At 59.5% G+C, this 25,414-nt stretch carries 16 protein-coding genes; 11 read left to right on the top strand and 5 right to left on the bottom strand.

The annotated features are described in order from the left end of the window. Positions 1-11 precede the first annotated feature (11 nt). Positions 12-1,013, top strand: coding sequence for a glycosyl hydrolase family 8 (locus GO007_RS19415; protein WP_095102804.1), 1,002 nt, complete (start codon positions 12-14; stop codon positions 1,011-1,013). Positions 1,014-1,070: 57 nt separating this feature from the next. Here the strand turns inward: GO007_RS19415 and bcsG are convergent, their stop codons facing one another. Genes bcsG through bcsE form a run of 3 tightly spaced genes read right to left on the bottom strand, consistent with a single transcriptional unit; the run spans position 1,071 to position 4,497 of the window. Further along, a complete protein-coding gene (bcsG, locus tag GO007_RS19420) occupies positions 1,071-2,750 on the bottom strand; it encodes a cellulose biosynthesis protein BcsG (RefSeq protein ID WP_095102806.1) in 1,680 nt (559 codons plus the stop codon). Continuing rightward, positions 2,747-2,944, bottom strand: coding sequence for a cellulose biosynthesis protein BcsF (bcsF, locus tag GO007_RS19425; RefSeq protein WP_088912221.1), 198 nt, complete (start codon positions 2,942-2,944; stop codon positions 2,747-2,749). The genes bcsG and bcsF overlap by 4 nt, the downstream gene beginning before the upstream one ends. Beyond that, positions 2,941-4,497, bottom strand: a complete 1,557-nt coding sequence (bcsE, locus tag GO007_RS19430; RefSeq protein ID WP_095102808.1) for a cellulose biosynthesis protein BcsE — start codon at positions 4,495-4,497, stop codon at positions 2,941-2,943. The genes bcsF and bcsE overlap by 4 nt, the downstream gene beginning before the upstream one ends. Before the next feature lie 167 nt (positions 4,498-4,664). Here bcsE and bcsR point away from each other — a divergent pair, with 167 nt between their 5' ends. The 9 genes from bcsR (at position 4,665) to GO007_RS19475 (ending at position 20,591) form a co-directional block, all read left to right on the top strand. Next, a complete protein-coding gene (bcsR, locus tag GO007_RS19435; RefSeq protein WP_095102810.1) occupies positions 4,665-4,853 on the top strand; it encodes a cellulose biosynthesis protein BcsR in 189 nt (62 codons plus the stop codon). A gap of 18 nt (positions 4,854-4,871) precedes the next feature. Further along, positions 4,872-5,606: a cellulose biosynthesis protein BcsQ gene (gene bcsQ, locus GO007_RS19440; RefSeq protein ID WP_095102812.1), complete on the top strand. Its 735-nt coding sequence runs from the start codon at positions 4,872-4,874 to the stop codon at positions 5,604-5,606. Continuing rightward, complete coding sequence (gene bcsA / locus GO007_RS19445; RefSeq protein WP_095102814.1) at positions 5,606-8,224, top strand: UDP-forming cellulose synthase catalytic subunit; 2,619 nt, start codon at positions 5,606-5,608, stop codon at positions 8,222-8,224. Before bcsQ ends, bcsA begins: the two co-directional genes overlap by 1 nt. Positions 8,225-8,234: 10 nt before the next feature. Beyond that, on the top strand, positions 8,235-10,568 hold the full coding sequence (gene bcsB, locus GO007_RS19450; protein WP_095102816.1) for a cellulose biosynthesis cyclic di-GMP-binding regulatory protein BcsB: 2,334 nt from the start codon (positions 8,235-8,237) through the stop codon (positions 10,566-10,568). Between the two features lie 3 nt (positions 10,569-10,571). Continuing rightward, on the top strand, positions 10,572-11,681 hold the full coding sequence (gene bcsZ, locus GO007_RS19455) for a cellulose synthase complex periplasmic endoglucanase BcsZ (RefSeq protein WP_189339895.1): 1,110 nt from the start codon (positions 10,572-10,574) through the stop codon (positions 11,679-11,681). Further along, the gene (bcsC, locus tag GO007_RS19460; RefSeq protein WP_095102818.1) at positions 11,663-15,142 is read left to right on the top strand and encodes a cellulose synthase complex outer membrane protein BcsC; all 3,480 of its coding nucleotides are present in this window, start codon (positions 11,663-11,665) and stop codon (positions 15,140-15,142) included. Before bcsZ ends, bcsC begins: the two co-directional genes overlap by 19 nt. Before the next feature lie 284 nt (positions 15,143-15,426). Then, entirely contained in the window at positions 15,427-17,433 is a 2,007-nt protein-coding gene (hmsP, locus tag GO007_RS19465; protein WP_095102820.1) for a biofilm formation regulator HmsP, read from the top strand. Positions 17,434-17,588: 155 nt separating this feature from the next. Beyond that, a complete protein-coding gene (locus GO007_RS19470; protein ID WP_095102822.1) occupies positions 17,589-18,875 on the top strand; it encodes a dicarboxylate/amino acid:cation symporter in 1,287 nt (428 codons plus the stop codon). A gap of 219 nt (positions 18,876-19,094) precedes the next feature. Beyond that, positions 19,095-20,591, top strand: a complete 1,497-nt coding sequence (locus tag GO007_RS19475; protein ID WP_095102824.1) for a M16 family metallopeptidase — start codon at positions 19,095-19,097, stop codon at positions 20,589-20,591. A gap of 58 nt (positions 20,592-20,649) precedes the next feature. On the opposite strand, the gene kdgK is transcribed toward GO007_RS19475, so the two are convergent. Beyond that, the gene (kdgK, locus tag GO007_RS19480; RefSeq protein WP_095102826.1) at positions 20,650-21,579 is read right to left on the bottom strand and encodes a 2-dehydro-3-deoxygluconokinase; all 930 of its coding nucleotides are present in this window, start codon (positions 21,577-21,579) and stop codon (positions 20,650-20,652) included. Positions 21,580-21,773: 194 nt separating this feature from the next. Between kdgK and GO007_RS19485 the strand changes: the two genes are divergently transcribed. Then, positions 21,774-23,825 (top strand): AsmA family protein, encoded by a 2,052-nt coding sequence (locus GO007_RS19485; protein ID WP_095102828.1) that lies wholly within the window; start codon positions 21,774-21,776, stop codon positions 23,823-23,825. A gap of 46 nt (positions 23,826-23,871) precedes the next feature. Here GO007_RS19485 and GO007_RS19490 read toward each other — a convergent pair whose 3' ends face one another. Further along, positions 23,872-25,194, bottom strand: coding sequence for an MFS transporter (locus GO007_RS19490; protein WP_095102830.1), 1,323 nt, complete (start codon positions 25,192-25,194; stop codon positions 23,872-23,874). Between the last annotated feature and the right edge of the window lie 220 nt (positions 25,195-25,414).

Consider the following 25,414-nt stretch of genomic DNA (forward strand, 5'->3'; position numbering starts at 1 on the left):
CGAGTGCACTTATGTCCTTGCGTGCTTTAGTCGCAGTCATGGTTACGACGACGATGATGGTGCTTCCCCGCGCGTGGGCAGATACCGCCTGGGAAAGCTATAAATCCCGTTTTATGATGGCCGATGGGCGAATCGTTGATACCGGCAACGGCAACGTTTCTCATACCGAAGGGCAGGGGTTTGCCATGCTGCTGGCGGTCGCCAAAAACGATCGCCCTGCCTTTGATAAGCTGTGGCAGTGGACGGATAAAACGCTACGTAATAAAGACAACGGGCTTTTTTACTGGCGCTACAACCCCGTCGCGCCGGACCCTATTGCGGATAAAAACGATGCGACCGACGGCGATACCCTGATCGCGTGGGCGCTGCTGCGCGCGCAGCAGCAGTGGGGGGAGAAATCCTACGGCATCGCTTCAGATGCCATCACCGCGTCGCTGCTGAAGTCGACGGTGATCTCCTTTGCCGGTCATCAGGTGATGCTGCCCGGCGCCAGGGGCTTCAACCGCAACGATCATATCAACCTGAATCCCTCCTACTTTATTTTCCCCGCATGGCAGGCCTTTGCCGCGCGTACGCACCTGACCGCGTGGCGTAAGCTGCAGAGCGATGGGCAGGCGCTGCTGGGTAAAATGGCGTGGGGTAAGGCGCAGCTGCCCAGCGATTGGGTCGCGCTGAGGGCGGACGGCAGGATGGAGCCGGCAAAGGAGTGGCCGCCGCGGATGAGCTACGACGCGATTCGCATCCCGCTTTATCTCTACTGGGCCGATCCGCATAGCGCCCTGCTGACGCCGTGGAAAAGCTGGTTTCAGAGCTATCCGCGGCTGCAGACTCCGGCGTGGGTCAACGTCAATACCAACGACGTGGCCCCGTGGTTTATGACCGGCGGCCTGCTGGCCGTTCGCGACCTGACCACCGGTGAAGCACAGGACGATCCGCAGCTTAGCGCGCAGGATGATTATTATTCTGCCAGCCTGAAGATGCTGGTCTGGCTGGCGAATAACGACCGCCGGTAAGCAACGACCGGCATCTGAACGAGCCGCGGGGGTAAAACCCTGCGGCCTTTTTCGTTTTTACTGCGGATACGGTACCCAGCTTCCGCCATTCAGCTGTACATAAGGTTTGCCCTGATACTGAATGACGATGGCGTTGGCGTTCTCCGATACCGCGGCGCTCTGCGGCAGGTTGGCGGTGTACTGCGGCCAGTTCACGCTATCCTGGGTAAACATCTTGCCATCAATGGCGCGAACCACCAGTTCAGAGACCGCCAGATAGCTGCTCGGCTGGTCGATAACCAGCGGCGCGCCCTGGCGCGGCGCCTTCATGCCGAAGAACTTCACCGCTGCCGGAACGTTAGTGATCGACGGGCTTGGGATATCGCGCAGGCCGGAGACCTGCATTTTATCGCCCTTCAGCGCCCCGCCGTGCTCCGGTACGACGACCACCATAACCTTGCGGCCTGACTTCTCCAGCCCGGTAAAGAAGCTGTCCAGTTCGTCAAAGAGTTTCTGCGCCCGCACCTTGTAATCAGCCGTTTTGCTCTGACCAGGGAAGTGGTTGCCATCGTGGAGCGGCAGGATGTTGTAGAAGGTCGCGGTGCGCGCATCGCCCTGTTTATTTTCCGTTTCCAGCCAGCGGTTGAGGGTCGCCAGATCGTCATAAACCGGCGAGCCGTCGAAGGCCTGCAGGCTGACCGGCAGACCTTTTTGGTCCATCAGCGGGCTCTGCATGCCGCCCAGGCTGCGCACCTCTTTCAGGAAGTCGCCAAACAGGCCGTTGTGGCCGAGCATCAGCTGCTGTTTGAAGCCGAGCTTCTCCAGGTTTTCAAACAGGTAGCATTCGCTGCCTGACGGCTGATACAGATTGGCATGCGACAGCTGGCCGCAGCTGGCACGGAGCAGGCGAACCGCCGCCGGGCCGCTGTAGGAGGTCGCCGAGTTAAAGTTTTTGAACACGATATCAAAGTGCTTCCACAGCGGATGATCCATCAGCCCGGCGGCTTCAATATCGGACCATGACAGGGAGCAGATATTAATCACCAGCAGATCAAACGGCTGGGCATCCGCCGGCAGCTGCTGCGGGAACGGCGTTTTGCGCTTCTGCTCCGAGGCATAGAACGCATTCAGCCAGTTGGTGAGGTTGGCGGAAGTGGGCGCTTCGGTCTGGGCCGGAATATCGCCGCTAGCGGCAGCGGTGCCCGCCGCCGTTCCTCCGGCGTTGGTGGCGGCGATGACCGCAGTGGTTGCCGCCGCCGTCGTCGGCTGGCCGGCAGGCCACAGGGTGAAGGACGGGAGCAGCGGGCTGACGGCGAGCCACACCATCATCGCCGAGACCAACACCGTGACGCGCAGCCACTGGCTGATAAACAGCCACAGTACCAGCAGCACAAAGAAGGCGCCGACCATATTCCAGTTAATAAAGCGGGTCACCAGGTCCAGGATATAATCCGCGCTAAAGCCGGCAAGCTGGGAGCCCTGGCTGAAAATACTCTCCGGGCCGGGCAGCCAGGTATCGTGCCAGAACAGCGCAATGCCGACGGGAATAGCGATCCAGTGGCGCAGGCGGTGCAGCTTATATTTCGGCAGCGGTACCAGTAAAAAGGCGAGAAACACCAGGTTAAGCAGCGGGTGAAAATTAAGATATCCCGCCCATAGCAGAGCAAACTTCACCAGAAAGTAGAAATTCCACCCGGCAAGGCCGCGCCAGTATTGCCAGAGCGGAAGCGGCGTTGCGGTAGTTTTTGGATTGGTCATTTATTCACTTTGCCTTGCTTAGCCGTCGCTTCCCGGCGCAGTACGCCAGCCGGTTTAACATAACGGGGTTTAAAGAACATCAATCGTAAGGTGGTGCGGATACGGCGCTGGTAGTGGCGCGTAAGGTAGCCCAACGGGAAAAACAGCAGCGCGCAGAGCACCACCAGCTGAATAATATCGCTGAGAGACATCATGACTTTTGCTCCCCGTCGCCAGACAGCCGGTGCGGCTCAGGTATCCGGCGCCAGCTGCGTCCGTCGTGGGCGGCATTGATAGTCTCGTTTTTGCCTACCGTAATGGGCAGCGGCGTGTTCCACTTATCCGCAGCGATGCCGCGCATCAGCAAAATTTCAGCCGTAATTTGCTTATCTTCGAACCAAATCATGCGGTTAGAGAAAATGTCGCCGGTAGGAAGCGGGAAAATATGGTTTAACGCGGTATCCAGATCGTTCACGCGGCAAAATGACAGAAACAGCACCAGCCGGTTGTTGCCGATGGTCATGATATCGCCCATGCGGTTGGGCTTGCAGAGCGTTAGCGCCTGCTCAACGCGCAGGCCCGGCGCCGGACGTAGCGCGACCATGACGCCTTTGCTGTCCGCAGGCAGCATGGTGTTGGCCATGATGTTATACACCGCGGAACAAAAGTCATCCCATCGCTGATAGCCGCGCAGTTTTAGCGGCTGGCTCCAGGCGATAAGGGTGGCGAAATCTTCCGGAATATGGCGGCTAAACTTCTGTTTCTGAACGCTTTCAATTAGCGTCAGGCAGCGAGAAAGCGGCGCGCCGCAGGGGATGACCATATTCGCGCCGCTGCTGAGCAGCAGTCGTTCATCGGTGGCGCGCAGGCTGGGAGTCTGTTCGCGGACAATGATTTTTAATGCACTCCCGCGCTGGCGGCGCAGGGTATGAATATAGCGCCCCAGCTGCTCTATCTGTACATTTTGGGTTACGCTGAACAGCACCGTTGCCGCCTGTGCCGTTCTGGCGGCGTTAAACACGGCGTCGTTGGTATCAAACAGCGTCCAGTATTCCGACAGCGCCGGGGCGCCTTCGAGGACGCGTAAATTGCTTAATACGGCCTTTTCGTCGCTGCGCGGCTGAACGATCGTTTCTTCGTCCTGCGCCAGTCGCCATCCGGCTTCGTCTTGTAAAACAACCAGCTGTTGCTGCGCGCTCATTCCTTTTTCACTGCCCCACCAGGCTATATCAAACAGGAAACTATCGCCCTCATAGCGGATACTGGCGAGACCGGAAAGAGAACGATACTGGTATAATAACGGTGAAAGCTGCTTATCATTATTGTTACCAGAATTAAGTACTAATAAAGAGCAGTTGTGGTATTTGGTCCACCGCGATGACTTTTCCACCCAATTGCATAATTGTGCACTTTTTATATTTTGCCAGGCATTTTCAGCGCATAGCAGAATAAATAGATAATTGCCAGGTTCAAGCGAGCAGAGTATATCACGGTGCATTTCTTCTAACCCTTCCGTCAGGTTCGGTAGGGTAAATAACACAATTTTTTCCGGGCCGCTGTTATTATCTAATGAAATGATTTTACTCGGGTTCTCACCCATTACGATCGCTGAAACCTTGCCATCTTTAGCCTGCGCGGCCAGCGTATGGTTGAGCAGACTGACCGCATCAACATAGCGGTCAACGTTGAGCCACCATACCCCGCCAACGGGCATATGGCTAACCTCGTCCCATAATGACGAAATACCCAAAGTATATACGATATCCACGACGTCCCTCGCGAGCCCTGATTTACACTGAATTAGTTTACTAGCGAAAGCGGCAGAGTAAACCTAACATTGAAATTAAAGAGCATCAGTCTTAGCATATAGGGCCATTTAAGAATGGCCTTGTACACTTCAGTTATTATTTATGTGTTGTTTGAATGGACAGAGAAATGTCAGGAAAAGAGCCTGTAGTGCCCTCAGATGCAACGCTGGGTTATACCTTTCAAAATGATTTCCTGGCATTAAGCCGGGCATTTTCTCTGCCTGAAATTGATTACCACGACATTTCCCGACGCGAGCAGCTAGCTGCGGCGCTGAAACGCTGGCCATTACTGGCAGAATTAGCAGAGAAAAAGTAACAAGTAAGGACGCCGTCGATGGCTATTCTTGGATTACAGGGCATCCGTGGCGGCGTGGGCACAACGTCGATTGCCGCGTCGCTCGCCTGGGCGCTACAGCAGCTGGGTGAAACGGTTCTGGTGGTTGATGCCAGCCCGGATAATATGCTGCGCTTTTTTTTCAACGTCGATGCCGGCCATCGCGAAGGGTGGGCGCGGTCCTTAATTGACGGCGGCGACTGGCGCGACGCCGGCATGCGCTATACCTCCCATATTGATATTTTACCCTTCGGTCAGCTGACGCCGGGCGAAAGAGAGCATCTCGACAGGCTCTACCCGACGCTGGAGCCGCTGGCCGATATCGTGCAGCAGCTCAGCCAGCAGGGCGATCGTCGCTGGCTGCTGCTCGATTTACCCGCGGATTTTTCCCCGCTGACCCGCTCGCTGCTCGACGTCTGCAACCGTACGCTGGTGGTGGTGCACCCGGACGGCAACAGCCATATTCGCCTGCATCAGCAGGCGCTGGCGGCGAACCGCGATATTCTGATCAACGATCTGCGGGTTGGCAGCCAGCTGCAGGAAGATTTATATCAGCTCTGGCTGGAGAGCCAGCGGCGCATTCTGCCGATCGCCATTCATCGTGATGAGGCGATGGCGGAGTGCCTGGCGGCGAAGCAGCCGCTGGGTGAGTATCGGCAGGACTCTCTGGCGGCGGAAGAGATCCTGACGCTTGCCAACTGGTGCCTGCTGCACTACTCCGGCAAGGGGGCGTAATGATGCGCCTGAGCACGCTGCTGCTGGCTCCCCCGGTCGCCGAACGCCTGAGCGAACGCTACGGCGACTATCGCCAGCACGGCGCGTCGTGGCTCGCGGCGACGCTGGGCTGCCTGTGGGCGGCGCTGGCGTGGGCGCTGATGCCGCTGGAAACTCCGCGCTGGCAGGCGATCCTCGCCAGGCACGGCGACTATTTCCCGCATATTAATCCCCACCGGCCGCGGCCGCTCGATCCGCTCCGCTACCTGCTGCAATCCGTGTGGCTGCTGACGACCCGGGTGCCTGAGCCGGAGAAAAAGGTCAACTGGCGCTCCCTGGCGGCCCTCGAAGGCGTGCACGGCCGCTATGCGCAGTGGTTGGACACCTTCCCCGAACGGGTGAACACCCGCACCGGTCATCTGGATAAATACAAAGAGCTGGCGCACCTCAATCCTACGCTGCGCAAGGCGATCCTCAGCGTGGTGGTTTTTTTCTCGCTGATCCTCGCGCTACTCTGCATCACCCAGCCGTTTAACCCGATTTCGCAGTTTATCTTCCTGCTGCTGCTGTGGGGCGTGGCGCTGATGGTGCGGCGCATTCCGGGGCGCTTCTCGGCGCTGATGCTCATCGTGCTCTCGCTCACCGTCTCCTGCCGCTATATCTGGTGGCGCTATACCTCGACGCTGAACTGGGACGATCCCGTTAGCCTGGTGTGCGGGCTGGTGCTGCTGTTCGCCGAAACCTACGCCTGGCTGGTGCTGGTGCTGGGGTATTTCCAGGTGATATGGCCGCTCAACCGTCAGCCGGTGCCGCTGCCCAAAGATATGGCCGAGTGGCCGACGGTCGATATTTTCGTGCCCACCTATAACGAAGACCTGAACGTGGTGAAAAATACCATTTACGCTTCGCAGGGCATCGACTGGCCGAAAGATAAGCTGAATATCTGGATCCTCGATGACGGCGGGCGCGAAGAGTTTCGCCAGTTCGCCAGGGACGTCGGGGTGCACTACATCGCCCGCGAGACGCACGAGCACGCGAAGGCCGGGAACATCAACAATGCGCTGAAATATGCCAACGGCGAGTTCGTCTCCATTTTCGACTGCGACCACGTCCCGACGCGCTCTTTCCTGCAGATGACGATGGGCTGGTTCCTGAAAGAGAAAGAGCTGGCGATGATGCAGACGCCGCACCACTTTTTCTCGCCGGACCCGTTTGAACGCAACCTCGGGCGTTTTCGTAAAACCCCGAACGAGGGCACCCTGTTTTATGGCCTCGTGCAGGACGGCAACGATATGTGGGACGCCACCTTCTTCTGCGGCTCCTGCGCGGTGATTCGCCGCGGGCCGCTCGATGAAATCGGCGGTATTGCCGTCGAAACGGTGACCGAAGATGCGCATACCTCCCTGCGCCTGCACCGCCGGGGCCATACTTCCGCCTATATGCGTATTCCGCAGGCCGCCGGGCTGGCGACCGAAAGCCTGTCGGCGCATATCGGCCAGCGTATCCGCTGGGCGCGCGGGATGGTGCAGATTTTCCGTCTCGACAACCCGCTGTTCGGTAAAGGGCTCAAGCTGGCGCAGCGGCTCTGCTACGTCAATGCGATGATGCACTTCCTGTCCGGCATTCCGCGGCTGATCTTCCTGACCGCGCCGCTGGCCTTTTTACTGCTGCACGCCTATATCATCTATGCTCCCGCGCTGATGATCGCGCTGTTTGTGTTGCCGCATATGATTCACGCCAGCCTGACTAACTCGAAGATTCAGGGTAAATATCGCCACTCTTTCTGGAGCGAAATCTACGAGACGGTGCTGGCCTGGTATATTGCGCCGCCGACCTTCGTCGCGCTGATTAACCCGCATAAGGGCAAGTTCAACGTCACGGCGAAGGGCGGTCTGGTGGAGGACGAGTACGTCGACTGGGTTATCTCTCGTCCCTACATCTACCTCGTGCTGCTTAACCTGGTTGGCGTCGGGGTCGGCATCTGGCGCCACTTCTACGGTCCGGAAAACGAAATACTGACCGTTTGGGTCAGCATCGTCTGGGTGTTTTATAACCTGATTATTCTCGGCGGCGCGGTGGCGGTATCGGTAGAAAGTAAGCAGGTCCGCCGCTCGCACCGCGTGGAAATGAACATGCCGGCGGCGATTGCCCGCGAAGATGGCCACCTCTTCTCCTGCACCGTCCACGACTATTCTGACGGCGGGATCGGGATCAAAATTCACGGTAAAGCGCAGGTCCTGGAGGGACAGCAGGTCAATCTGCTGCTCAAACGCGGCCAGCAGGAGTACGTCTTCCCGACGCGGGTGGCGCGGGTGAACGATAGTGAAGTCGGCCTGCAGCTGCTGCCGCTGACCAATAAGCAGCATATCGATTTTGTGCAGTGTACGTTTGCCCGCGCTGATACGTGGGCGCTTTGGCAGGATAGCTTCCCGGAAGATAAACCGATGGAAAGCCTGCTGGATATCCTGAAACTGGGGTTCCGTGGATATCGTCACCTGGCGGAGTTCTCGCCGCCGTCGGTGAAGGTTATTTTCCGCTCGCTCACCCTGCTGGTTGCCTGGATAGTCTCGTTTATTCCCCGTCGTCCCGAACGCGCCGCGGCGATACTAACTTCGGAACCAGAAATGGCTCAACAATGATGATAATGCGATGAAAAGAAAACTCTCCTTGATTTGTGCAGTGGCGGTGGGAATGGCTGGCTGGTACCCCTTCGCGTCTTATCCGGAACCTACGGCGGCGCCGACCGCCGCCGTGACTCTCCCTACCCCGGAGCCCACCCTCGCGGAAGGTCAGCCAACGGCGACCGTCGTTGACCCGGCCGCGCCGGTGGTGGTGGCGGAAAATATCCCGACCCGCGACGTCAAGCTGAGCTTTGCCAAAATCGCTCCGGCGCCGGGCAGCATGGTACTGCGCGGCGCGCGTCCCGATGGCTCGGTAGAGTTTGGTATGCGTAGCGACGAGGTGGTGGCAAAAGCGCTGCTCAATCTCGACTATACGCCGTCGCCGTCGCTGCTGCCGGTACAGTCGCAGCTGAAGGTCTACCTCAACGATGAGCTGATGGGCGTCCTGCCGGTCACTAAAGAGCAGTTGGGTAAAAAGGTCCACGCGCAGATCCCCATCGATCCGCTGTATATCACCGACTTTAACCGCGTTCGTCTGGAGTTTGTCGGCCATTATCGCGACGTTTGTGAGAACCCGGCCAGCAGCACGCTGTGGCTGGACGTCGGGCGCGACAGCAACCTGGACCTGACCTATCAGTCGCTGAAGGTCCGCAACGATCTGTCCCATTTCCCGGTGCCATTCTACGACTCCCGGGATAACCGCCCGCTGACTTTACCGATGGTTTTCGCCTCAGCGCCGGACGCCCGGCAGCAGCAGGCGGCGGCGATTGTCGCCTCCTGGTTTGGCAGCAAGGCCGGCTGGCGCGGCCAGCAGTTCCCGGTCTATTTCAACGATCTGCCGGATCGCAATGCCATCGTTTTTGCCACCAACGACAGACGCCCGGATTTCCTGCGCGAGCGCCCGCCGGTTAACGCGCCGACTATCGAAATGATTGACCATCCGGACACCCCGTACGTCAAGCTGCTGGTGGTGCTGGGCCGTGACGATAAAGATCTGCTGCTGGCGGCGAAGGGCATTGCGCAGGGCAATATCCTGTTCCGCGGCAGCAGCGTGGTGGTGGACGACGTTAAGCAGCTGCAGGCGCGTAAACCTTACGATGCGCCAAACTGGGTGCGGACCGACCGCGCGGTGACCTTTGCTGAACTGAAAACCTACGAACAGCAGCTGCAGTCCAGCGGGCTGGTGCCAGACTCGATTAACGTGGCGCTCAACCTGCCGCCGGATCTCTATCTGCTGCGCGCCAACGGCATCGATATGGATCTGAAATATCGCTACACCATGCCGCCTGTCAAAGATAGCTCGCGCATGGATATCAGCCTGAATGACCAGTTCCTGCAGTCGTTCAGCCTCAACAGCTCTCAGGACGTCAACAAGCTGCTACTCCGCCTGCCGGTGCTGCAGGGGCTGCTGGACGGTAACACCGCGGTGACTATCCCGGCGCTGCGCCTGGGGGCCATGAACCAGCTGCGCTTTGATTTCCAGTACATGAACCCGATGCCGGGTGGCTCAATTGATAACTGTATTACCTTCCAGCCGGTACAGAACCACGTGGTGATTGGCGACGATTCGACGATTGATTTCTCGAAGTATTACCACTTTATCACCATGCCGGACCTGCGGGTCTTTGCCAACTCGGGCTTCCCGTACAGCCGGATGGCCGACCTCGCCGAAACCCTGGTGGTGGTGCCGAAAACGCCGACCCCAGGGCAGGTCGCAACGCTGCTGGAATCCGTCGGCGGCATCAGCGCCCAGACCGGCCTGGCGGCGATTAATATCCAGCTAACCGATGACGGGAGCCAGATTAAGGGCAAAGACGCCGACCTGCTGCTGATCGGCTCAATTCCGCCTGCGCTGAAGGACGATACGCAGATTAGCCTGCTGGTTGAGGCGACGAAAAGCTGGGTGAAAATGCCGATGCGCCACTACGAGCTGCCGAGCATTTATCCTGACGATGAAGCCCGGACGCCGAATACGCGTGCGGACATCACCTCTTCCGGCCCGATGGCGGCCATTATTGGCTTCCAGTCGCCGTATCACGACCAGCGTAGCGTCGTGGCGCTGCTGGCGGACAGCGCGCGCGGCAACGAACTGCTCAATGACGCGCTGAACGACAGCGGGAAACGAGCGGCGATGTTTGGTTCGGCGGTGGTCGTTCGTGAATCCGGCGTCAACAGCCTGCGGGTGGGCGATGTCTATTATGTCGGGCATCTGCCGTGGTTTGAGCGCATCTGGTTTGCGCTCTCCAACCATCCGGTGCTGCTGGCTATTCTGGCGGCGGTCAGCATCGTGCTGCTGGCGTGGGTACTGTGGCGCATGCTGCGTATCGTCAGCCGTCGTCGCCTGCACCTGGATGATGAGTAGACCATGATGAATGCGCTACGCGGAGCGGTGATATCGCTGTTGATGCTGGCGGCGGCGCAGGCCAGCGGCGCCTGCCGGTGGCCGGCCTGGGATCAGTTCAGGAAAGAGTACGTCAGCGCCGAAGGGCGCGTGGTTGACCCCGGCGATCCGCGGAAAATCACCACTTCTGAAGGGCAAAGCTATGGCCTGTTCTTCGCCCTGGCGGCCAACGATCGCGATGCGTTCGGCCAGCTGCTGCAGTGGACGCAGAACAACCTCGCCGAGGGCGATCTGCGCGCGCATCTGCCCGGCTGGCTGTGGGGCAAAAAGAGCGATAGCGAGTGGACGATGCTGGACAGCAACTCGGCCTCCGACTCGGATCTGTGGATAGCCTGGTCGCTGCTGGAGGCCGGGCGCCTGTGGCAGATGCCGCAGTACGTTGAGGTGGGGAAAGCGCTGCTGTCGCGCATTGCCGATGAAGAGGTGGCGGACGTGCCGGGGCTGGGGCCGCTGGTGCTGCCGGGGAAGGTCGGCTTTGCCGACGATAAAGGCTGGCGCTTCAATCCCAGCTATCTTCCGCCGCAGCTGGCGAACTATTTTGTCCGCTACGGCGCGCCCTGGCCGAAGCTGCGCGACGGCAATATCCGCCTGCTGCTGGAGACGGCGCCAAAGGGCTTCTCCCCGGACTGGGTACGCTACGAGAAAGAGAAGGGCTGGCAGCTGAAGGCGGATAAACCGATTATCGGCAGCTATGACGCGATCCGCGTCTATCTGTGGGTCGGCATGCTCAACGACGCCGATAAGCAGAAAGCGCGGCTGCTGGCGCATTTTAAACCGATGGCGGAACAGACCATTCGCCAGGGCCTGCCGCCGGAAAAAGTGAATATCGCCGCGGCGAAGACCACCGGCAACGGTCCGGTGGGGTTCTCGGCCTCGCTGCTGCCGTTTTTACAAAATGAGGATGCCCGGGCCGTTCAGCGCCAGCGGGTCAGCGACAACTATCCCGGCGCGGACGCGTACTACAACGCGGTCCTGACCCTTTTTGGCCAGGGATGGGATCAACATCGCTTTCGCTTTACCGCCGATGGCGAATTACAACCTGACTGGAACCAGGAATGCGCAAGTTCTCACTAACGTTTATCACCCTGACCTTGGGAGTTGCGCTCCTGCCGCTGGCCCAGGCGGAGACCACGCCTGCTCAGGACCATCTGCTGGAACAGGTGCGGCTGGGGGAAGCGAGCAATCGTGAAGATCTGGTGCGTCAATCGCTGTACCGGCTGGAGCTGATTGACCCGAACAATCCGGACGTTATCTCCGCGCGGATGCGCTATCTGCTGCGCCAGGGCGATACCGAAGGGGCAAAGAAACAGCTCGATCGCCTGGCGAAGCTGGCCCCGGATTCGATCGCTCTGAAATCCTCGCGTAGCGAAATGAACCTCAGCACCGGCGATGGGCGTCAGGCGCTGCAGCAGGCGCGCCTGCTGGGCATCTCGGGGCATGTCGAAGAGGGGGTGGCCGCGTTCGAAAAGCTGTTCGGCGGCGCCCCGCCGGATGAAACGCTTGCCATTGAATACTGGTCGCTGGTGGCGCGTCTGCCGGCCCGGCATAACGAAGCCGTCGGCCAGCTTAAAAAAATTAACGCCCGCTCGCCGGGCAACGTCACCCTGCAAACCGCGCTGGCTAAGCTGATGTTTGCCGACAATAAGCCGGATGAAGGCTTTGCCTGGCTGGAGCAGATGTCGCGCTCTGCCGCCGGCCGCGGCGCTGCCGCCTCGATGTGGTTCGACAAAATAAAAGATATGCCGGCAAGCCGCGCCAGCGTGCAGGCGCTTCAGCGCTTTCTGGTTCTCTTCGCTACCGGCGAGTCGGCGGCTAATGCCCGGGTGCTGCTCGATCGGCAGCAGGCGCAGCTTAAAGACCCGACGTTCCGCGCCCGCTCCGAAGGGCTGGCGGCAGTCAAAAGCGATAAACCTTCTCAGGCGGTGGCGGATTTACAGCAGGCCGTTCGCGCGGATGCGAAGGACAGCGACGCCGTGGGCGCGCTGGGGCAGGCCTACTCCCGGCGCGGCGATCGCGCCCGCGCCGTGACGCAGTTGAATAAAGCGCTCGCGATGGCGCCGGATAGCCCGAATCGCGATAAATGGCGCAGCCTGCTGCAAACCAACCGCTACTGGCTGCTGATAAAGCAGGGCGATAGCGCGCTGAAGGCCGGGCAGCTGGCGCAGGCGCAAAGCGCTTACGCGCAGGCGCAGCGGGTGGATCGCACCGACAGCTACGCGGTTCTTGGCCTTGGCGACGTGGCTGCCGCGCGCAAAGAGAGCGCCGCGGCGGAGAGCTATTATCAACGCGCGCTGCGCATGGATCGCGGCAATAGCCTGGCGGTACGCGGGCTGGCGAACCTCTATCGTGCGGAATCGGCGGAAAAAGCCAGCGCATTTATCGCCGGACTGACGCCGGCCCAGCGGCGCAGCATTGACGATATCGAACGCAGCCTGACCAACGAGCGCCTGGAAAAGCAGGCTGAGGCGCTGGAGAGCCAGGGTAACTGGGCGCAGGCTGCGGAAGTGCAGCGTCGACGCCTGGCGCTCGACCCCGATAGCGTCTGGATCACATACCGCCTGTCGCGAGATTTAGTGAACGCAGGTGAGCGGGCCGAGGCGGATGCGCTGATGCGCACGATGGCCAGCCGCAGGCCGGGCGATGCCGAACGGGTGTATGCCTGGGGCCTTTATTTATCCGGCAACGGCCAGGACGACATGGCCCTGGCGCAGATTAACGCTCTGCCGCGTAGCCAGTGGAACGACAATATTCGCGAGCTTGAGGCGCGTCTGCGGAGCGACAAGATTCTGCGCCAGGCCAACGGGCTGCGCGACGCGGGTCAGGAGGCGCAGGCGATTGCGCTGATTAAGCAGCAGCCCGCTTCGGTTCGCTACGATCTGACCCTCGCCGACTGGGCGCAGCAGCGCGGCGACGCGCAGGCGGCGATCCTCCAGTACAACGCGGCGTTGCGTAAAGAGGCCAGTAACGGCGACGCCCGGCTGGGGCTGGCGGAAGTCTACCTTGCCGAGGGCGACAAGAACGCCGCGCGCGCGCAGGTCGCGCAGCTGAAGGGCGAGGACGCCGCATCGATCAATTTGCAGCGGCGAGTCGCGCTGGCTGAGGCCGGGCTGGGCAACGCGGCGCAGGCGCGGCAGATCTTTAGCCGTATCACCACCCAGGCGAAAGCGCAGCCGCCGTCGATGGAGAGCGCGCTGGTGCTGCGCGATGCGGCGCGTTTTCAGGCGCAAAACGGCCAGCCGCAGCAGGCGCTGGAAAGCTATAAAGACGCGATGGTGGCCTCCGGCGTGGCGACGGCTCGTCCGCAGGATAACAACACCTTCACCCGCCTCACCCGCAACGACGCCCACGACGACTGGCTGAAGCGCGGGATCCGCAGCGACGCGGCGGATCTTTATCGCCAGCAGGATCTTAACGTCACGCTGGAGCATGATTACTGGGGGTCCAGCGGTACCGGCGGCTACTCCGATTTAAAAGCGCAAACGACGATGCTGCACGTGGACGCGCCGCTGGCCGCTGGCCGGATGTTCTTCCGTACCGATTTGGTCAATATGAACGCCGGCAGCTTCTCAACCAACGGCGACGGCAGCTATTCGCCGAGCTGGGGCACCTGCGGCGAAATTGCCTGCACCAGCGGCAGCCTTCACCAGAGCGACGGCGGGGCGAGCGTGGCGGTAGGGTGGAAGAATGACACCTGGAGCGGTGATATCGGCACCACGCCGATGGGCTTTAACGTTGTCGATGTCGTCGGCGGTCTGAGCTACAGCGACGATCTTGGCCCGCTGGGCTACACCCTCAATCTGCATCGTCGGCCGATTTCCAGCTCCCTGCTGGCATTTGGCGGGCAGAAGGACAGCGGCAGCCATACCGGTAAAACCTGGGGCGGGGTGCGCGCCGACGGCGGCGGCGTCAGCCTGAGCTACGACAAAGGGGAAGCCAACGGCGTCTGGTCTTCGCTGGGGGCCGACCAGCTCACCGGCAAAAACGTCGCCGATAACTGGCGCGTGCGCTGGATGAGCGGCTACTACTATAAAGTCATTAACGAGGATAACCGCCGCGTGACGGTCGGCCTGAGCAATATGCTCTGGCACTATGACAAGGACCTCAGCGGCTATACTCTGGGACAGGGCGGCTACTATAGCCCGCAGGAGTACGTCTCTTTCGCCGTGCCGGTGACCTGGCGTCAGCGTACCGAAAACTGGTCGTGGGAGCTTGGCGGCTCCGTCTCCTGGTCACATTCGCGGACGAAAACCGAGGCGCGCTATCCGCTGCTGAACCTCATACCCTCAGAGTATCGCGCCGATGCCAGCCAGCTCAGCGAGCAGGGCAGCAGCAGCCAGGGCTTTGGCTATACCGCCCGGGCGCTGGTCGAGCGGCGGGTTACCGGCAACTGGTTCGTGGGCGCGGCGGTCGATATCCAGCAGGCCAAGGACTATACCCCAAGCCATGCGCTGCTCTATGTTCGCTACTCGGCCTCCGGCTGGCAGGGCGATATGAATATGCCGCCGCAGCCGCTGGTTCCCTACGCTGATTGGTAGCAGAATAGGCTGAATTACGCGATCAACCGTCACTCCACCCCTGTGTTCGCGTATACTCGTCGTACTTCGCGCCGCGGGGGGCATCTCCCGCTCGCGCTGCGCTAACCGGAACGCCGGCCTGGCGTGCCCGCAAGCCCGATGGCGGTGCTTCGCACCCGTCCTGCTTACCCGTTTAGCGCTCTCTGCCGGGCGTTTGCGAGCTATTTTTCAGATATAATCAGCCTGAAAATACCGGCGTTGATGGACGAAATCCGGACAGTATTCAGTATCAGTGGAGAACACAGTTGCGCGTCAGCCGCTCACTTACAATTAAACAGATGGCGATGGTCGCGAGCGTGTCCATGGCATTTGTATTGGTTTTTTGCTCTATTTTACTCTTTCACTTTGTGCAACAGAGTCGCTTTACTACGGCCACGCAGTTAGAAAGTATCGCCCGCTCCGTTCGCGAACCGCTCTCTGCGGCTATCCTGAAGGCGGATATTCCCGAGGCGGAAGCCATTCTCGGCCATATTCAGCCTGCTGGCATCGTCAGCCGGGCGGACGTGGTGCTGCCGAACCAGTTCCAGGCGCTGCGGATGCGCTTTATTCCGGAGCGTCCGGTTCCGGTCATGATTACCCGCATGTTTGAGCTGCCGGTACAGATATCGCTGCCGATATACTCCCAGGAACGACCCGCTAATCCGCAGCCGCTTGCCTATCTGGTGCTGCAGGCCGACTCGTACCAGATGTATAAATTCGTGATGAGTACGCTTTCTACGTTAGTGACTGCTTACTTCCTGTTGGTGCTGGTTCTGACGGTGGCGATCACGTGGTGCATCAACCGCCTGATCGTCCGTCCGCTGCGTAAGGTGGCTCGCGAACTCAACGATGTTCCGCAGCAGGAGCGTCTCGGGCATCAGCTGACCCTGCCGCGGCTGCATCATGATGATGAGATTGGCATGCTGGTGCGCAGCTACAATCGCAACCAGCAAACCCTGCTGCGCCGGCACGATGAGCTCTCTTTACAGTCCACCCGTTTCCCGGTCTCCGACCTGCCGAATAAAGCCTTCCTGATGGCGCTGCTTGAGCAGGCGGTGGCCCGCCCGCAAACGTCGGCGCTGCTGGTGGTCGCCTGCGAAACGCTGCAGGACACCGCCGGCGTCCTGAAAGAGGCCCAGCGCGAAATACTGCTGCTGACCCTGGTGGAAAAACTGCGGTCGACGATCCCATCGCGCATGGTGCTGGCTCAGGTCAGCGGCTATGACTTTGCGATTCTGGCTAACGGTATTACCGAGCCCTGGCAGGCGGTGACATTAAGTAAGCAAGTGCTCACTGCAATCAGCGAGCGCCTGCCGCTGCACGGTATCCAGCTTCGCCCCTGCGCCAGCGTCGGAATTGCGATGTTTAACGGCGAACTGAGCGCGGAGCAGCTCTATCGCCGCGCGATTTCAGCCGCCGTCGCCGCGCGGCGCAAAGGTAAAAATCAGATTGAGTTTTTCGACCCGCAGCAGATGGAGAAGGCGCAGCGCCGGCTGATGGAAGAGCACGATATTCTGGCGGCGCTGGATAATCAGCGGTTCGCCATCTGGCTGCAGCCGCAGGTGAATATCGCCAGCGGCGAAGTGTGCGGCGCGGAGGTTCTGCTGCGCCAGCGCCAGGAGGACGGCAGCTGGCTGCTGCCGCCGGATCTGATTGAACGTATTGAGGCCTGCGGGCTGATTGTCCCGGTCGGCTACTGGGTGATGGAAGAGGCCTGCCGCCAGCTTGCCGCATGGCAAAGCCAGGGCATTATGCTGCCGCTATCGGTGAACGTATCGCTGCTGCAGCTGCTGCACCACGACCGGGGCGCAGAGATGCTGACCCTGCTCTCGCGCTATCGCATTGCGCCAGGCACGCTGGTTATCGAAATTACCGAAAGCCGCCGGCTGGACGATCCGCGGACGGTGGTCTCCCTGCTGCGCCCGCTGCGCGAAGCGGGCGTTCGCATCGCTCTCGATGACTTTGGCATGGGTTACGCCGGGTTGCGCCAGCTCCAGCATATGAAATCGCTGCCGGTTGATATCCTGAAAATCGATAAGGCTTTTATTGATATGCTGCCCGAAGATACCAGCATGGTGCCGGCGATTATTCAGCTGGCGCGCGGCCTGAACCTGCGCATTGTGGCGGAAGGCGTTGAGAAACAGGAGCAGTTCCGGTGGCTTCAGGAGGCCGGCGTCGATGTTGCCCAGGGCTATCTTTTTGGCGGCGCCTTACCGCAAGAGGCGTTTACGGCGCAGTTTTTACAGGTGAATGAAGAGGGTGCAAGCCTGTAACGGGATGCTGACTTGTGCGAGTCAGCTCTAAGTTTTTAACAATTCCGTTGCAATTTCACGCTTAGTTATTTCTGAAATGTTTCCCGGGTGTTACTTTTAAGCCACAGACGACATATAACCCTTCCCGGTCTGTGGTTATACCCAAAGGACACCCTATGAAAACCTCTCTCTTCAAAAGCCTTTATTTTCAGGTTTTGTCGGCCATTGCGATCGGTATTCTGCTGGGCCATTTCTACCCGGAACTGGGCGCGCAGATGAAACCCCTCGGCGACGCCTTCGTTAAACTGATTAAAATGGTTATTGCACCGGTTATCTTCTGCACCGTCGTGACGGGGATTGCCGGGATGGAAAGCATGAAGGCCGTCGGCCGTACCGGCGCGGTAGCGCTCCTCTATTTTGAAGTCGTCAGTACCCTAGCGCTGATTATCGGGCTGATCATCGTCAACGTGGTGCAACCCGGCGGCGGCATGAACGTCGATCCGGCCACCCTCGATGCGAAGGCCGTGGCGGTCTACGCCGAGCAGGCAAAAGATCAGGGCATTGTCGCCTTCCTGCTGGATATTATTCCCGGTAGCGTGATTGGCGCTTTCGCCAGCGGCAACATCCTGCAGGTGCTGATGTTTGCGGTGCTGTTTGGTTTTGCCCTGCATCGTCTGGGCAGCAAGGGCCAGCTGATTTTTAACGTTATCGAAAGCTTCTCGCAGGTGATCTTCGGCATCATCAACATGATTATGCGCCTTGCGCCGATCGGCGCCTTCGGGGCGATGGCCTTTACCATCGGGAAATACGGCGTCGGTACCCTCGTACAGCTGGGCCAGCTGATCGTCTGCTTCTACATTACCTGTATTCTGTTTGTGGTCGTGGTGCTGGGTTCTATCGCCCGGATAACCGGTTTTAGCATCTTTAAATTTATCCGCTATATCCGCGAAGAGCTGCTGATTGTTCTCGGCACCTCCTCGTCCGAATCGGCGCTGCCGCGCATGCTGGATAAGATGGAGAAGCTGGGCTGTCGCAAATCGGTGGTGGGGCTGGTGATCCCCACAGGCTACTCCTTCAACCTCGACGGCACCTCCATCTACCTGACGATGGCGGCGGTATTTATCGCTCAGGCGACCAACAGCCATATGGATATTTTCCACCAGATAACGCTGCTGGTGGTGCTGCTGCTCTCCTCGAAAGGCGCCGCGGGCGTTACCGGCAGCGGTTTTATCGTCCTGGCGGCCACCATTTCCGCAGTGGGCCATTTACCGGTTGCCGGCCTGGCGCTGATCCTCGGTATCGACCGCTTTATGTCCGAAGCGCGCGCGCTGACCAACCTGGTGGGCAACGGCGTGGCGACTATCGTGGTGGCGAAATGGGTGAAAGAGCTGGACTCCAAACAGCTGGATGATGTCCTGAATAACCGCGCTCCGGCGAACAAATCGCACGAATTATCCTCTTAAATCCATCTGTTAGGCCGTTGTCCCTTGCTGGACTCCTGGCTCCTGCGCATAATTAGGCATCACTCCCCTGGGTTGGGGAGTGATACTAAATGATTATTTTACGTCTCCATGCGACATTTTCCTCTCCGCGTGGTCTAACCGACGTACTTACTCACCATATTTTTTGGCAGCCCTCCAGCGGGCTGCTTTTGTAACCAGGAATGTTCATCAGGGGTTCACATGCAGGGCACAAAAATTCAACTCTTAACGGGTGGTTTGCTGATGATGGCAGCGGCCGGTTATGTGCAAGCAGAAGCGCTCCAGCCGGACCCGGCCTGGCAACAGGGGACTCTCGCCAACGGACTTCAGTGGCAGGTTTTAGCCACTCCGCAGCGTCCTAGCGATCGTATTGAAGTCCGCCTGTTCGTCAATATTGGCTCGCTGAGCGAAAGCACTCAGCAGAGCGGTTTTAGCCACTTTATTCCCCGCCTTGCCTTGACGCAAAGCGGCAGCCTCCCGACGATGCAGGCGCGCTCCTTGTGGCAGCAGAGCATCGATCCGAATCGGCCGCTCCCGCCGGCGATCGTCTCTTATAACTACACCATGTTTAACCTGAGCCTGCCGAATAACCGCAACGATCTGCTGAAAGAGGCGCTGAGCTGGCTAGCTGACGCCAGCGGTAAGCTGGCGGTGACGCCTGAAGCGGTGAATCACGCCCTGCAGGGCAGCGACATGGTGGCGACCTGGCCGCTGGATACCAAAGAGGGCTGGTGGCGCTATCGGCTGAAAGGTTCCATCATGCTGGGACATGACCCCGCCGCGCCGCTTAAAAATCCGGTCGATGCTGCGAAGCTGAAAGAGTTTTATCAGAAATGGTACACCCCGGACGCCATGACGCTGATCGTGGTGGGCAACGTCGATAGCCGCAACGTAGCGGAGCAGATCAACAAAAACTTCGGCGAGCTGAAGGGCAAACGGGAAACCCCGGCCGCGGTGCCGACGCTGTCTCCGCTGCCGACGACGCCGGTCAGCATCATGACCAATACCGTGCGCCAGGATAAGCTGTCGATTATGTGGGATTCTCCGTGGCAGCCTATTCGCGATTCGGTCGCGCTGCAGCACTACTGGCGCGACGATCTGGCGCGCGAAGCGCTGTTCTGGCACGTGCAGCAGAACCTGAGCAAGAACAATATCAAAGACGTAAACCTCGGCTTTGATTGCCGGGTGCTGTACCAGCGCGCCCAGTGCGCGATCAATATTGAATCGCCGGGCAGCAAGCTCAACGCTAACCTGATCGCGGTTTCCCGCGAGCTGGCGAAGGTCCGCGATAACGGTTTACCGCAGGAAGAGTTCGATACCCTGATTGCGCAGAAAAACCTTGAGCTGCAAAAGCTTTTCGCCACCTACGCGCGTACCGATACCGATATTCTGATCAGCCAGCGCATCCGCTCGCTGCAGAATCAGGTGGTGGATATCGCGCCGGAGCAGTACCAGAAGCTGCGTCAGGAGTTTCTTGATTCTCTGACCGTCGATATGCTGAATCAGTATCTGCGTCAGCAGCTTTCTCAGGATATGGCGCTGGTGCTGCAGCAGCCGCAGGGCGAGCCGGAATATAACATGAAGGATCTGAAGGCGACGTGGGAGAAGCTGATGGTGCCTGTACCGACGGCGACGACCGGAGGCGGCGAGGCTGCCGAGGCGCATAGCGACGCGACGGATATTCCCCCTGCCCAGTAGGCCCGGTTGACGAGGGTCTTCCCGGGCTGCGGCACCGATGGCGCAGCCCGGGAGAGCGTTACTGCGGCATCGCTTCGCGCGGAATAATGGCCCCGCGATACTGGATGACCGTGCTGGCGGTCAGGTGCCCGCGAGCGGCTGCTGACCGGGCGTCACCGCCGGTCAGGCGCACGGCGAGGTAGCCGGCGCTAAACGAATCGCCGGCGGCCGTGGTATCAACCACCTTCTCCTTCGGCAGCTTCACGGCAGGGATCTCCTGCAGCGGCTCGCCGACAATCGACACCAGGCAAGAATCTGCCCCGCGTTTTACCACCACCTCTTTGACGCCGGCGGCATGGGTCCGGGCAATCACCTCTTCCGCCGGTTTCTCGCCCCATAGCGCATCTTCGTCATCCAGCGTCAGGAAGGCGATATCGGTACAGGTCAGCATTTGCTGATAAACCTGCTGAGTCTCTTCTTTGCTGGCCCACAGGCGCGGGCGGTAGTTATTGTCGAATATCACCTGCCCGCCGTTAGCGCGGCATTCGCACAGCAGCGTTAACAGCTTCTCGCGGCTCTGCGGGCTGAGAATGGCGAGGCTAATTCCGCTGAGATAGAGGTAGTCAAAGGTGGCCAGCTCTTCGCAGATCGCGGCAGACTGCTCGCTTTCCAGCCAGAATTTTGCCGCCGCTTCGTTGCGCCAGTAGTAAAACGTACGCTCGCCGGTATCGTCGGTTTCGATGTAGTACAGCCCCGGTAAACGATCGGCCATGCGCTGGATCAGGTCGGTTTTGACCTCCTCAGCCTGCCAGGACTCCAGCATCTGCTGGCTGAATGCGTCCGTCCCAAGCGCGGTAACGTAGTGCACGGCGAGCGCGCTGGCGTCGGTCTGACGCGCAATATAGACCGAGGTATTTAAGGTATCGCCGCCAAATCCACGGTTTACCGCCGCGTTTTTCTCTGACAGCTCAATCATACATTCGCCGATAACGGCAATTTTTTTAGACATAATCATGGCCTGGGATTGAATCGAAATTAGCGCTAGTTTGCGCTGCGTCGTTTTTATGGTCAACCATATTAAAACATCGTTCCATTATTTTTTTGACATCACGCGAGTAATGTGACGAAAAGCGCATTTGGCGGAGAAAGATGCGCTTTTCAACTATATTCAGGACTGACGAGGAGCAAAGGAGCTGAGAGGGTATGACCACAACCCGCAAGACGATTGCCATTATCTCGGGAACGATAGTCTTACTTATTGTTCTGTTTTTCATCGTACTGGCGACTTTTGACTGGAACCGCCTGAAACCAACCATTAACCAGAAGGTCTCCGCCGAGCTTAACCGGCCGTTTGCCATTCGCGGCGACCTTGGAGTGGTCTGGGAGCGTCAGCGCGACGAGCGGGGCTGGCGGAGCTGGGTGCCCTGGCCACACGTCCATGCCGAAGATATCGTCCTCGGCAACCCGCCGGATATCCCGCAGGTCATGATGGTACACCTGCCGCGCGTCGAAGCCACGCTGGCGCCGCTGTCGCTGCTGAGCAAGACGGTTTATCTGCCGTGGATTAAGCTGCAGCAGCCCGATGCCCGGCTGATCAGGCTCTCCGAGAAAACCAATAACTGGACCTTTATGCTGGCGTCGGAGGGCGCTGCCGACAGTCAGGCCGAGCCATCCGACTGGTCTTTCCGGCTGGATAATATTCTCTTCGATCGCGGACGAATCGCTATTACCGACAAAGTGACGCGCGCCGATATTACCCTGACGGTCGATCCGCTGGGGAAACCGCTGCCGTTTAGCGAAGTCACCGGCGCAGGGGGCAAAGAGGAGCCAAAGAAGGTGGCGGACTACGTTTTTGGGCTGACGGCTAAGGGGAGCTATCGTGACCAGCCGCTCTCCGGCAGCGGTAAAACTGGCGGCATGCTGGCGCTGCGCAGCGAAGGGACGCCGTTCCCGCTGCAGGGCGACTTCCGCTCCGGCAATACCCGGGTGGCCTTTAGCGGGACGGTGAGCGATCCGCTGAGCCTGGGCGGCGTCGATTTACGCCTCAAGTTCTCCGGCGATTCGCTGGGGGATTTATACGATCTCACCGGTATTGTCCTGCCGGATACGCCGGCGTTCTCCACCGACGGACGCCTGCGGGCGGTGTTCAATCAGCAGGGCGGGTCGCGCTTTAGCTATCGCGATTTCAATGGCCGGATCGGCGAAAGCGATATTCACGGCTCCCTGACCTACACCACCGGCAAGCCGCGCCCGAGGCTGGAGGGCGATGTGGAATCCCGCCAGCTGCGTCTGGCGGACCTCGGGCCGCTGATTGGCGTGAACTCAGAGAGTAAGGCGAGCAAAGCCGAGCAGCGTAAAGGCGAAGCCGCGTCGCAGCCGGCCGGGAAAATCCTGCCTTACGATCGCTTTGAGACCGACAAGTGGCAGCTGATGGATGCCGATGTCCGCTTCAAGGGGCGGCGAATTGAGCACGGCGGCACGTTGCCGATTAGCGACCTGAGCACTCACGTTATTCTTGAGCGCGGCGACCTGCGCCTGCAGCCGCTGCGCTTTGGCCTCGCCAACGGTACGATCGCCGGCAGCCTGCATCTGCAGGGCGATAAAAAGCCGCTGCAGGGCGCCGCTAACCTGCAGGCCAGGCGCCTGAAGCTTAAGGCGCTGATGCCGAACGTGGAGATGATGCAGAAGACCCTCGGCGAGATGAACGGCGATATGCAGCTGCGCGGCACCGGTAACTCGGTGGCGGCGCTGCTGGGCAACAGCAACGGCAATATCAAGCTGCTGATGAACGATGGCCTGATTAGCCGGAACCTGATGGAAATTCTGGGCCTGAACGTCGGTAACTATCTTATCGGGCAGATCTTTGGCGATGACGAGGTGCGGGTAAACTGCGCGGCGGCGAACGTTGATGTGGTTAACGGCGTCGCGCGGCCGCAGATCTTTGCCTTTGATACCGAAAATGCGCTGATTAACGTCACCGGGACCGCCAGCTTCGCCTCGGAGCAGCTCGACTTAACCATCGACCCCGAAAGCAAGGGGCTGCGCATTATTACCCTGCGCTCTCCGCTGTACGTGCGCGGTACGTTTAAATCTCCGAATGCCGGGGTGAAGGTGGGGCCGCTGATTGCGCGCGGTGCGGTTGCGGCTGCGCTGGCGACGCTGGTCACTCCGGCGGCGGCGCTGCTGGCGCTGGTGTCGCCAGCGGAAGGAGAAGCCAACCAGTGTCAGACGATTTTATCGCAGATGAAAAAGTAGGCGCAGAGGAGAAGGTGCCCGGCGCGGCGCGCCGGGCAGCACAGGATTACAGCGACTGGTGGCGAGTTTCGTGGGTCAGCAGCAGCGCAATCAGCGTCAGCGCGGCCATCGAAGCCAGATAGAGCCCTACCGCCATCAGGCCATAGTTGCCCTGCAGCCAGGCTGCGATATAGGGCGCAACGGAGGCGCCAAGAATCGACGACACGTTATAAGAGAACGATGCGCCGGTGTAGCGTACTTCCGTCGGAAACAGCTCCGGCAGCAGGGCGCCCATCGGGCCGAAGGTCAGCCCCATCAGGCTTAAGCCGATCAGCAGAAATGCGAAGACCAGCGCCGGCTGACCGGAACCCAGCAGCGGTTTAAAGGCGAACAGGGCGAAGAGAATAATCATTGAGGTAATGACGATCATGCTCTTACGACGGCCAAACGCATCCGCCAGCAGGCCGGCAATCGGCACCATCACGCCAAAGCCAATTACCGCCATCATCAGCATCCACAGCACTTCGTTACGCGGCAGACCGAGGCCGACCGGCGCAGCGCCGGTGCTGAAGGTCATCGAGTAGACGGTCATGATATAGAACAGGGTATAGGTGGCCAGCATGATAAAGGTGCCGAGTACGGTCACCCGCACGTGCTTAGTCAGCAGCGTCCCCAGCGGGATTTTTACCTGCTTCTTCGCCGCGGCGATTTTGGCAAAGACCGGCGTTTCATGCAGCGAAACGCGGACATACAGCCCGATAATGACCAGCACGGCGGAGAAGATAAACGGCACGCGCCAGCCCCATTCCATAAACTGCTGGTCGGTCAGCAGCCAGGAGAGCAGCAGGAAGGTTCCGTTTGCGAAGAAGAAGCCGATAGGCGCGCCCAGCTGCGGGAAGGAGCCGTACAGCGCGCGTTTGCGCGGCGGGGCGTTCTCGGTTGCCAGCAGCGCCGCGCCGCCCCATTCGCCGCCCAGGCCAAGCCCCTGACCAAAGCGCGCCAGCGCCAGCAGCATCGGAGCCAGAATGCCAATGCTCTCATAGCCCGGCAGCAGGCCGATGACTACGGTAGAGATCCCCATGGTCAGCAGCGAGGCGACCAGCGTTACCTTACGGCCGACGCGATCGCCGAAGTGACCGAACAGCGCTGAGCCAATCGGACGCGCGACGAAGGCAATGGCGAAGGTTGCCAGCGACTGTAGCGTCGCGGCGGCAGGATCGCCCTGCGGGAAGAAGATATGCGGAAATACGATAACCGCGGCGGTGGCGTAGATGTAGAAGTCGAAGAACTCAATGGCGGTGCCGATGAGTGAGGCAACGACGACCTTATTGCGCGAGTTAACCGGTGCGGTTTCCTGCGCCTTGTCGAGCGTGGTGGCTGTGGCTTGCATAGATCTTTCTTATTTTTAGCGAACGAAAGGCCATATAGCCACAGCAAAAGCGACATTTCAATCTGTAACAGGGCGCGGAGGAGGCTAAAAAATGGGCAAAAAGCGGATAATTTTCGTGCCTGAAAAATAACTTCTATGAAATGCTTCACATAAATAAAACAATAGCAGATAAAACCAGGTTTAGGTTAAATAAAAGTTACGCGTTGGATTTATCTGCTGA

It is taken from the genome of Klebsiella sp. 10-1 (genome assembly GCF_009758445.1).
Lineage (GTDB): Bacteria > Pseudomonadota > Gammaproteobacteria > Enterobacterales > Enterobacteriaceae > Klebsiella > Klebsiella scottii.

Bases quoted from the DNA above. Each gene is read 5' to 3' on its own strand.
- GO007_RS19415 (WP_095102804.1), top strand. From the start codon at position 12: ATGTCCTTGCGTGCTTTAGTCGCAGTCATGGTTACGACGACGATGATG.
- bcsG (WP_095102806.1), bottom strand. From the start codon at position 2,750: ATGACCAATCCAAAAACTACCGCAACGCCGCTTCCGCTCTGGCAATAC.
- bcsF (WP_088912221.1), bottom strand. From the start codon at position 2,944: ATGATGTCTCTCAGCGATATTATTCAGCTGGTGGTGCTCTGCGCGCTG.
- bcsR (WP_095102810.1), top strand. From the start codon at position 4,665: ATGTCAGGAAAAGAGCCTGTAGTGCCCTCAGATGCAACGCTGGGTTAT.
- bcsQ (WP_095102812.1), top strand. From the start codon at position 4,872: ATGGCTATTCTTGGATTACAGGGCATCCGTGGCGGCGTGGGCACAACG.
- bcsA (WP_095102814.1), top strand. From the start codon at position 5,606: ATGATGCGCCTGAGCACGCTGCTGCTGGCTCCCCCGGTCGCCGAACGC.
- bcsB (WP_095102816.1), top strand. From the start codon at position 8,235: ATGAAAAGAAAACTCTCCTTGATTTGTGCAGTGGCGGTGGGAATGGCT.
- bcsZ (WP_189339895.1), top strand. From the start codon at position 10,572: ATGATGAATGCGCTACGCGGAGCGGTGATATCGCTGTTGATGCTGGCG.
- bcsC (WP_095102818.1), top strand. From the start codon at position 11,663: ATGCGCAAGTTCTCACTAACGTTTATCACCCTGACCTTGGGAGTTGCG.
- GO007_RS19470 (WP_095102822.1), top strand. From the start codon at position 17,589: ATGAAAACCTCTCTCTTCAAAAGCCTTTATTTTCAGGTTTTGTCGGCC.
- GO007_RS19475 (WP_095102824.1), top strand. From the start codon at position 19,095: ATGCAGGGCACAAAAATTCAACTCTTAACGGGTGGTTTGCTGATGATG.
- kdgK (WP_095102826.1), bottom strand. From the start codon at position 21,579: ATGTCTAAAAAAATTGCCGTTATCGGCGAATGTATGATTGAGCTGTCA.
- GO007_RS19485 (WP_095102828.1), top strand. From the start codon at position 21,774: ATGACCACAACCCGCAAGACGATTGCCATTATCTCGGGAACGATAGTC.
- GO007_RS19490 (WP_095102830.1), bottom strand. From the start codon at position 25,194: ATGCAAGCCACAGCCACCACGCTCGACAAGGCGCAGGAAACCGCACCG.